Below are 9,057 nucleotides of genomic sequence, written 5' to 3'. Positions count from 1 at the left end.
GATGCCCCCCGATCTTCTGGTGCTCAGTGCCAGTAACGGCAACAACCTGACACTCTCGCAACGGTTTGCCGCCGCAGCTCACGCCCGCGGCATGGGGGCCGAGGTGCTCGATCTCACGGGCCTCTCCCTGCCGCTCTACAACCCGCGCGTCCACGCCGAAGCCGGTCTTCCCGCTGAGGTGGGCACGCTCAGCGAACAGCTCGGGGCCGCCCCCCGCTGGGTGATCTGCGCCCCTGAATACAACGGCTCGCTACCCCCGGTGCTGACCAGTGCCATCGCCTGGCTCTCGGTGCAGGGGGAAGGGTTCCGGACCCTGTTCAATGGCCGCCCGATCGCGATCGCCACCCATTCCGGCGGCCCGGGGGTGGAGGTGCTGGCCGTGCTGCGCATCCAGCTGGCCCACCTCGGGGCCCATGTGGTGGGTCGCCAGCTCTCCAGCAGCCACCACAACCCCGCCAAGGACAGCAGCATCGACGACATCGTGCACCGCCTCCAGCGGATGGACCTGATCCAACCCTGACGACCCTCCCCCCATGACTCTTGTCTTCCGTCCTGCCGGAGAACGGTTCCATAGCCAGCTGGACTGGCTGGACAGTTGGCACAGTTTCTCCTTCTCCCACCACCACGACCCGGCCTGGATGGGCTTCGGGCCGCTGCGGGTGATCAACGACGACACGATCGCCGCCGGCCGCGGCTTCGGCATGCACCCCCACCGGGACATGGAGATCGTCACGGTGATGGTGGAGGGCCAGCTCAACCATCGCGATTCCATGGGTCACAGCGAGGTGCTGCGGGCCGGAGAGGTGCAGGCGATGAGCGCCGGCACCGGCGTGGTGCACAGCGAAATGAACCAGGGCGAGCGCGCCTGCCGTCTGCTGCAGATCTGGATCGAACCGAACCGCGAGGGCCATGCCCCCGCCTACCGCCAGGAGCCGTTCCAGCTCCGCCCAGGCTGGACCCCACTCCTGGATCCGGATGGGCGGCAGGAGGCCCTCGCCATCAACCGGGACGTGCGTTTATGGCGGGCACGACCTGCTGCGGGGGATCGGCTGACGCTGGCCATCGCTGCGGATGCCACAGGCTGGCTGCAGGTGATCGATGGCCAGGGGACGGCCTTCGGCCGGCCGCTGCAGCGGGGTGACGGCTTGGGCTTCGCTGCGCTCCCCCCGGACAGCTTCGAGGCCGGTGCCGATGGGGCGGATCTGCTGCTGTTCGAACTGCGCTGAGTGGAGCTGGCGGGCCCGGGTGGTGCACAACCTCGACACGGCTTCAGGATGGGGGGAACAGTTGGAAGCCATGGCCCGTTTTCTGCTCCTCTTCAGGCCACAGCTGCCGCTGCCGGCAACGGAGCTCATTGCTCGGCTCGATCCCCTGATCCTCCGGTTCCACGCCGACGTGGAGCATCGCTCGCCGGCCCATCTCAGCGCCATGGTCCGGGGGGAGTACGAAATGCTGCGATTGCAGCTGATCGCCGATGTGCAGGCCAAGGCGGACGGTCCTGTGCTGGAACTGGTGCTGATGAGCCGGGAGGCCATGGGGGCCGGCGCGCCCCACACCAAGCAGCTGTTCGAGAACCTGGTGGCGATTGCGGCCCAGGTCATGCCGGACCTTGACCTGGTGTTTCGATCCGACCGGGACGGCGCCCTGCCTGACCGCAACTGAGAGAATCAACCGGATGCAGACGCTCTCGACGACCCCTGGCGCCCTTGCGGAGCTGCAGCCGCCCCGCGGCTACCGCGTGCTGGCCTGGCTCGGACTCGTGGCCAACGTGCTGGTCCTGCCCCTGGGCCTGGCGGCGATCCTTCTCACCAGTGTCTGGAGAACGGCCAACATCACCGTCTACACCAGTGCCGTGCTGCCTGCTGTGGCCCTGGGGGTGGTGGCCTGTGTCGCGTTGCTCAAGTGGCGGCTGTGGGGCCAGGTGCTGGCGATCGTGGCGCTGTCGCTCGATCTGGCGATCGAGATGGCCTACGGCATTGTGCGCCTGGCGCTTCTGGGTGAAGAGCGCCTCCTGTTGGCCGTGGCCGCTCCCCTGGCCTGGGCCCTGACCCTGGCGGCACTGGTGTTCTGGTGCCGGCCGTCGATCCGCTCCTACCTCAGCTGAGGGCCGCCCCGGGCCGCCGGGCAACCTGCCGTTCTGTATCAACGGCACCACCGATGGCCCCCGGCACAAGGATTGGATACCCCTCAGCCGAATCCAAGCTTCTCCGATGCCCAGTCCCCAACGCTTCGCCGCCCTGCAGGAGATTCACAGTCGTCTTCCGGTGGTGACGCCTCCCATCGAGTCCCTCGATGATCTCTGGGCCAGCGACGTGTTCAGCTTGGCCAAGATGAAGGCAGCGCTGCCCAAGGACATCTTCAAGTCGGTGCAGCGCACCATCCGAGAGAGCGGCAAGCTCGACGTCTCGGTGGCCAACGTGGTGGCCCAGGCGATGAAGGAATGGGCCACCGGTCGCGGCGCCCTTTACTACGCCCACGTCTTCTACCCGCTCACGAACGCCACGGCCGAGAAGCACGACGGCTTCATCTCGGTGCAGGGCGATGGCTCGGTGATCACCGAATTCACCGGCAAGGTGCTGGTGCAGGGCGAACCCGACGGCTCCTCTTTCCCGAGCGGTGGCATCCGCACCACCTTCGAGGCCCGCGGCTACACCGCCTGGGACATCACCAGCCCCGCCTTCCTGATGGAGACCCCCAACGGTCTCACCCTCTGCATTCCCACCGTCTTCATCTCCTGGACCGGCGAGGCCCTCGACAAGAAGACCCCCCTGCTGCGCTCCAACGCCGCGATGAACAAGCAGGCCCAGCGCCTGCTGCGGCTGCTCGGTGAAACCGACGTGGCTCCGGTCAACTCCAGCTGCGGTGCCGAGCAGGAGTACTTCCTGATCGACAGCGCCTACGTGCCCCTGCGTCCCGACCTGCTGCTGGCCGGCCGCACCCTCTTCGGCAAGCCCTCCGCCAAGGGCCAGCAGTTCGACGACCACTACTTCGGCGCCATCCCCCAGCGGGTTCAGGTGTTCATGCAGGACGTGGAACGCCAGATGTACAAGCTGGGAATCCCCGCCAAGACGCGCCACAACGAAGTGGCTCCCGGCCAGTTCGAGCTCGCCCCGTTCTTCGAGGCGGCCAACGTGGCCACGGACCACCAGCAGCTCACGATGACGATCCTCAAGAGCACGGCACGGCGCCACGGCATGAACTGCCTGCTCCACGAGAAACCCTTCGAGGGCATCAACGGTTCCGGCAAGCACGTCAACTGGTCGGTGGGCAATCCCACCCAGGGCAACCTGCTGGATCCGGGCAGCACCCCCCACGAGAACATGCAGTTCCTGCTGTTCTGCGGCGCCGTCATCCGCGGGGTTCACAAATTCGGCCCCCTGCTGCGGGCCGTGGTGGCCACCGCCGGCAACGATCACCGCCTCGGCGCCAACGAAGCCCCGCCGGCGATCATCTCGATGTACCTCGGCAGCCAGCTCGAGGATGTGTTCCGCCAGATCAAGGACGGCGACGTGACCGGCTCTACCCACGCCGGCGTCATGCAACTCGGCGTCGACACCCTGCCGGAGTTCCCCAAGGATCCCGGCGACCGTAACCGCACCTCCCCCTTCGCCTTCACAGGCAACCGCTTTGAGTTCCGTGCCGTCGGCTCCAACCAGTCGGTGGCGGGGCCCCTGGTGGCCATGAACACGATCCTGGCCGACTCGCTCGCCTACATGAGCGATCAGCTGGAGCAGAAGATGGCCGCGGGCGAAAGCCTGCCGGGTGCCGCCTTCTCCGTGCTCAAGCAGATCATGAACGACCACGGCAATGTGGTCTTCGGCGGCGATGGCTACTCCAGCGACTGGCACCGCATGGCCGTGGAGGAGCGGGGCCTGGAGAACCTGCCCACCACAGCCGATTCCCTGCCGGTGCTGCAACGTCCTGAAATCCGCGACCTCTTTGCCAGTCAGGGCGTCCTCAGCCCCCTGGAGCTGGAAAGCCGCTTCGAGGTCTATGCCGAGCAGTACGTGCTGGCCATCGACGTGGAGGCCAAGCTGGCCGTGCAGATCGCCCAGACCCAGATCTACCCGGCCGCCATGCGCTATTTGGGTGAACTGGCCGGTTCCCTCCAACTGCAGACCGCCATGGGCCTCCAGGTGTCCCCGGAAACCCAGCACAAGGTCGCGTCCCTCAGCGCCAAGCTGATGGAGTTCAGCAGTGCGCTCGAAACTGCCATCAGCCAGGCCCCCCACGGCACCATGGCGCACATGCGCTATTCCGCCGACACCCTGATGCCCCTGATGCACCAGCTGCGGGAAGCGGTCGATGGACTCGAGGCCCTGGTCGACGACAACCTCTGGCCTCTGCCCTCCTACCAGGAGATGCTGTTCATCCGCTGAACGCCCCAAACGTGGCAATAGGGAGGGCCTTGCGGGGCCCTCCTTTTTTGTTTGGACCTCAAGCCGGAGAGACCTCACGATCTGCAGCTTGGTTCCCTTCGGCACAGTCGACCCGCGGCCGGAGGTGCTGGAGTCGTTGCATGAGTCTTCCTGCCGACCAGCTCCCCGCCGCCGACGGATCCCCCGAACTCCGGGATCTGGAAGATCACTACGGCTCCTACTGCCGGGCCATGAGGATGCTGGTGCGGGAAGGGAAGAGCCTCAAGAACGTGCAGCGGACCGTGTGCTGGCAGCAGCTGGCCCGCCTGCACGACTGTCGCCCGGCCCGCTACCAGGAACCCGATGCCCTCTACCTGAAGCTCTGCCGGGAGGGCGGGACCGGCGGGGGTGCGGTCTCCAAACGTTGAGGATCGGCCGGCCGCGCCGGGGACTCTTTCCCGGATTCGGTCGCATCGGCCACTGACAGGCACCCCTGGAGAGAACGATGACAGGTGTTCCCCTGCTTTCGACGTTGTTCATGGACGCACCTACGGCCTTCGCCGCGGTCGCTCTCGCCGCCGTCTCCTGGGATGGGGCGCTCACCATGGCGGGCACACGGGCCCTGCGCCACGCCCTTGATTACCGCGCCCCCTTCAAGGGTCGCAGTGACAAGGAGATGATCACCCTGATGGACACCCTGCTTCAGGGCCTGCGGGCCAAGGGATCGATCGGTCTGATGGAAGAAGCAGCCGCGGTGCTCGATGATCGCCAGCGGCACACGGCCTACGCGGTGGCGGCGGAGATCATGCGCTCCGACGGCCCCCTGCAGGAGCAGGAGCAGAAAATCCTCGCCGATCTGGCCACCACCCTGCGCCTGGATCCGGAGGAAACCAACAAGGTCATGGAGGTGATGGACGTCCTCCATGCCAGCATCCTGGAGCCTGCCGTGAGCGCATGAGTTCCGCCTCCACCGGCCTGCGCATCGCCGTGGTGGGGGCCGGCAGCTCGGGCTTGCTGCTCGCTTTGATGCTGCAGCGCCAGGGCCACATGGTCTCCCTGTTCGAGCGCTCACCACGGCTGCGCACCGAGGGCTGCGGCATTCTGTTGGTGAAGAGCGGCGTCGAGGCGGTGGCGGCGGCCGCCATCCCAGGTCTGCTCGACGACGTTCTGGCCGGCGGCCATCCCGTGCAGCGGTTCGTCTTCCGCAATCTCAGGGGTGATCTGATCGAAGCCAGCCCGGCCGAACGGGAGTCCGGGGAGCTGCCGTCGCTGCTGATTCACCGCAGCGCCATCCTCGACGCCCTCTGGGGCCATCTCGATCCCGCCTGTTTCCATGGCGGGCGATCGCTTGTCAGCTGGATCCAGAGCAAGGAGGGAGTCGAGGTGCAGTTCGCCAAGGGCCCGCCCTGGACGGGCGATCTGCTGATCGGGGCCGACGGGATCTTCTCCAAGGTGGCCACCCTGCTCTGCCCCGAACGACGCCTGCAATACCTAGGGGATCGGGTCTGGCGTGGGGTCGTGACGGACGAGACCTTCTGCGCCGGCGGGGATTTCTTCGTCTATGCCCGCGGCCGGGGCATCTATGCCAACTTCTTCGATCTCGGCCCCGACGGGGAGGGACGGGGGCGAACCCACTGGGGCTTCTTCCAGGAGGAGGAGCTCCCCAGCGACCGTGCGACACGGCAGCGGCTGCTGGAGGAGGGGGTGCCGGCAGCAGCTCTCGCCAAGCTTCCCGTCGATGCGGCCGCGATCATCAGGGCCACGGCACCGGAAGGGGTGGTCGCGAACTGGTCGTTCGACATCGATCCCCTACCAGCGCTCGTTGCAGGGCGGGTGGCCCTGATCGGCGACGCCGCCCATGCCATGAGTTCCTCCCAGGCCCGGGGGATGACGGCGGGACTGGAGGATGCGGTAGCCCTGGCCTCACGACTCGCACCGGGTGTTTCCCCCAGCCCCGTGCTGGCCCTGCAGGCCTACCAGGAGGAGAGGCTGCCGGTGGTGCACCGCTACCAGGAGCGCAGCCGCCAGGTCAGCCATCGCACGGGACGGAAACGCCCTCCCAGCCGGGACGCCGCCGGGGCCCATCCGCCGGAGCAACACCGAAAGATGTTGTGAAGGTGACAGTTCTGATCTGGCACAGGGGGCAGAATGCTAATCCAGTTTACGAGGCAAGACGTGGCGATCTCCTTACCTCAGACCCGTCTGCGCAGCAACTCCCAGACCTGTCGCACCTACAGGCTGGTGGATCAACAGGGTGAACCCCATCCCATCCTCGACGACCTCTACGAGTCCTTGGATGCGGCCTGGAGCGAGGCGCTCCACTGGTGGCAGGAGGAGTTTGGGCCCGTGCAGGGGCCGGTGGGGATCGGTGTGGAGGTCAGCACCCTCAGCGGCGAATGGCGCACCCTGCGCTACCCGGGCACCTGAGGGCCTCAGGCCACCGTCACCCCTTTCCAGAAGGCGACCCGGCCACGGATGTTGCTGGCCGCTTCCTTCGGCTCCGGGTAGTACCAGACAGCATTGGCATTCTCCTTGCCGTCCACGACTAGGTCGTAATAGTGGGCTTCCCCCTTCCAGCCGCAGATCGAGCGATGGCTGGAGGGCCGGATGCAGGCGCCATCCAGGGATTCCGACGGGAAGTAGGCATTGCCGTCCACCGTCACGATGTCGTCGCTGCTGGCGATCACCTTTCCGTTCCAGCTGGCCTGCATGGTGTCGCCGATCGAAGTGGTTTCATTCTGGCGCCTTGCTAACGACCTACCAGTCGTTGGGCTGGTAGATGCGCAGGGTTCCGACCCCCACGGGGCTGGTCATTGGGTTGGGGCCGGCAGGACTCGCTGTCACCTGGAACAGGTACGTGTCGGCCTGGATGGGGTTGAACCAGGGCCGCAGGGACACGGTGACGGTTGCGCCGGGGGGGACGGGTTCGGGGAAACTGAGGGTGAAGCGGCGAGCGGCAGGCTCAAAGCTGGCCTGCACAGGGATCGGCCGCTCCTCGCGGCGGGGGACGCCGAGGAACGCACGGGTCCGCTCGACCGCGAAGGGGAACTGCCAGTCGGCACCACGGGTCTGCTGGATGGTCAGGCCGCCGAGGGAGGCACCCGCCTGCTCATCCAGGCGGAGGGTGAAGAAGTACTCGGCCGGGGATTGGCCCACATTGGTGGTGTAGCTGGTAAGAACCACCTTCCAGGGGGCTCGAACGAACTGGGTGCGGCCTCCCAGCTCCAGGGCATGGACGCCGGGATGGGCGGAAACGAGCAGGAGGGAAAGGGCTGCCAGCGGCAGGATTCCGGCACAGTCCCCGAGGGGATGACGCCACGAAAGACCTGCCATGGCCACCGCAACCAGAGGAGCTAAGGCTAAAGGGACACTCCGGCGGAGCGATGCGCACCGGCCAGAAACGGAGACGGATCCTGGTCGCGGCGATGCTGGACCGGAATCGGCTCCCCCGCTGCCGAGGGGTCGGCCGGATCCAGGCAGGCGGTGGCCTCCAGGGAACGGCGCAGCAGACGGGCGGCGTGCAGGGGCATGTCCCTCGGCACACTGATGCGATCACGCAGATAGCGCAGACCCCTGGCCGATCCCGGCGGCGGTGGGCACTCCTGGCCGGTGATCAGGCGGGTGAGCGCGCAGCGCAAGGGCCGATCCAGCCCGTCCGGGCCGAGGGGGTTGCGCACCAGCAGGGTGTTCCGGTGCCGCAGGACCCTGGCCAGGGCAATAGTGGCCGCATCGGCCGGCTCGCCCTGGCTGGTTTCGGGGTCGGAGCCGGGGGGTGCCACCAGCGGCCAGGGGCCGACATCGATGCGCTGCGCCAGGTCCTTCTGCTGCGGCGTACCGCTGGCGTAACAGCCCCCCATCTGGGGAGGCAGATCGTGGGCGTGGGTGTGGAAATCGCTCTGGGTGCCCAGGTAGGTGGAGCGCTGCTCGAGGGCGCGGAACCAGCGGTCGATGGCGGGGTGACGCTCCCGCAGCAGATAGCCCTTGTAGTAGGCCAGGCTGGCGTTCATGCGTTCGAGGTAGGGCACGAAGATCAGATCCACCGTGCCCAGCTCCCCCAGCAGAAACGGCCCCGGGTCGGCAGCGAGGGCGATCGCCAAGCGCTCGGCAAAGCGATCGAAGCCTTGCTGGCCCCGGGCCTCCTCAGCGGCCCCACAGCTCGGGACACAGAGCCACTGGCACCAGGCCCGGAACAACTGACGCTCCAGTTGCCGCAGGGGAAGCGCTTCGCGAGAATTCATCCCCAGGCCCATAGGACCGAAGGCCACCTCCAGGGCCTCCAGGATGCGATCGCTTTCTGTGATCAGACGGCCATCCAGCTCAAGGGCCGGCAGCATGCCGCCCCGCACCAGATCGGTGTACCAGGGTTCCTTCTGCCCGTAGCAGAACATCGTCACCTTTCGGATCCGATAAGGAATCTGCTTCTCCTCCAGCCACAGCCAGACCTTCTGGCAGTAGGGGCACCAGGCGTGGTGGTCCCGGTACAGCGTCACCCGGACCTCCCCTTCCGGACGGCCGAACAGACGCCACAGGGCCTGGGCACTGGTGGGACCTGTGGCGGGATCCCTGAAGGCCAGCGACGCCAGGGCTGGCGCCGCTTCAGAGGTCAGCGCCTCCCAGTCCAACGGCTCGAAACGCTCGGATGCGACGCCGGCCATGAGGGGCAAAAGGGCAGGTCAGCCTAGACACGCCATCGGGAGGT

At 67.0% G+C, this 9,057-nt stretch carries 12 protein-coding genes; 9 read left to right on the top strand and 3 right to left on the bottom strand.

Going from position 1 to position 9,057, the window contains the following annotated elements; genetic code table 11:
* Position 1: 1 nt before the first annotated feature.
* The 9 genes from KQ305_RS02720 (at position 2) to KQ305_RS02680 (ending at position 6,785) form a co-directional block, all read left to right on the top strand.
* Complete coding sequence (locus tag KQ305_RS02720; RefSeq protein ID WP_259723912.1) at positions 2–520, top strand: NAD(P)H-dependent oxidoreductase; 519 nt, start codon at positions 2–4, stop codon at positions 518–520.
* A gap of 13 nt (positions 521–533) precedes the next feature.
* Positions 534–1,226, top strand: coding sequence for a pirin family protein (locus tag KQ305_RS02715; protein ID WP_259723911.1), 693 nt, complete (start codon positions 534–536; stop codon positions 1,224–1,226).
* Positions 1,227–1,296: 70 nt separating this feature from the next.
* A complete protein-coding gene (locus KQ305_RS02710; RefSeq protein WP_259723910.1) occupies positions 1,297–1,662 on the top strand; it encodes a hypothetical protein in 366 nt (121 codons plus the stop codon).
* A 13-nt stretch (positions 1,663–1,675) separates the two neighbouring features.
* Positions 1,676–2,104, top strand: a complete 429-nt coding sequence (locus KQ305_RS02705; protein ID WP_259723909.1) for a Hepatitis C virus core protein — start codon at positions 1,676–1,678, stop codon at positions 2,102–2,104.
* A 106-nt stretch (positions 2,105–2,210) separates the two neighbouring features.
* Entirely contained in the window at positions 2,211–4,379 is a 2,169-nt protein-coding gene (locus KQ305_RS02700; RefSeq protein ID WP_259723908.1) for a glutamine synthetase III, read from the top strand.
* A gap of 140 nt (positions 4,380–4,519) precedes the next feature.
* On the top strand, positions 4,520–4,786 hold the full coding sequence (locus KQ305_RS02695; RefSeq protein WP_259723907.1) for a DUF3136 domain-containing protein: 267 nt from the start codon (positions 4,520–4,522) through the stop codon (positions 4,784–4,786).
* Between the two features lie 110 nt (positions 4,787–4,896).
* Positions 4,897–5,316, top strand: coding sequence for a tellurite resistance TerB family protein (locus KQ305_RS02690; RefSeq protein WP_259723906.1), 420 nt, complete (start codon positions 4,897–4,899; stop codon positions 5,314–5,316).
* Positions 5,313–6,473, top strand: coding sequence for an NAD(P)/FAD-dependent oxidoreductase (locus KQ305_RS02685; RefSeq protein WP_259723905.1), 1,161 nt, complete (start codon positions 5,313–5,315; stop codon positions 6,471–6,473). The genes KQ305_RS02690 and KQ305_RS02685 overlap by 4 nt, the downstream gene beginning before the upstream one ends.
* 60 nt (positions 6,474–6,533) lie before the next feature.
* Positions 6,534–6,785, top strand: coding sequence for a hypothetical protein (locus tag KQ305_RS02680; protein WP_311134310.1), 252 nt, complete (start codon positions 6,534–6,536; stop codon positions 6,783–6,785).
* A 5-nt stretch (positions 6,786–6,790) separates the two neighbouring features.
* On the opposite strand, the gene KQ305_RS02675 is transcribed toward KQ305_RS02680, so the two are convergent.
* From KQ305_RS02675 to KQ305_RS02665, 3 genes are read right to left on the bottom strand one after another with little or no spacing between them, the layout of a single operon-like run.
* The gene (locus KQ305_RS02675; protein ID WP_259723903.1) at positions 6,791–7,069 is read right to left on the bottom strand and encodes a DUF427 domain-containing protein; all 279 of its coding nucleotides are present in this window, start codon (positions 7,067–7,069) and stop codon (positions 6,791–6,793) included.
* A 46-nt stretch (positions 7,070–7,115) separates the two neighbouring features.
* Positions 7,116–7,691 carry a DUF2808 domain-containing protein gene (locus tag KQ305_RS02670; protein ID WP_259723902.1) on the bottom strand — a complete coding sequence of 192 codons (576 nt, stop codon included), beginning with the start codon at positions 7,689–7,691 and terminating at the stop codon, positions 7,116–7,118.
* Positions 7,692–7,717: 26 nt separating this feature from the next.
* Positions 7,718–9,013 (bottom strand): glutathione S-transferase family protein, encoded by a 1,296-nt coding sequence (locus KQ305_RS02665; protein ID WP_259723901.1) that lies wholly within the window; start codon positions 9,011–9,013, stop codon positions 7,718–7,720.
* Positions 9,014–9,057: the final 44 nt, after the last annotated feature.

Source organism: Synechococcus sp. CS-1332 (assembly GCF_025127995.1).
Classification (GTDB): domain Bacteria; phylum Cyanobacteriota; class Cyanobacteriia; order PCC-6307; family Cyanobiaceae; genus Cyanobium.
The sequence above is the reverse complement of the archived record's forward strand: the minus strand, read 5'-3'. Positions and strand labels throughout refer to the sequence as shown.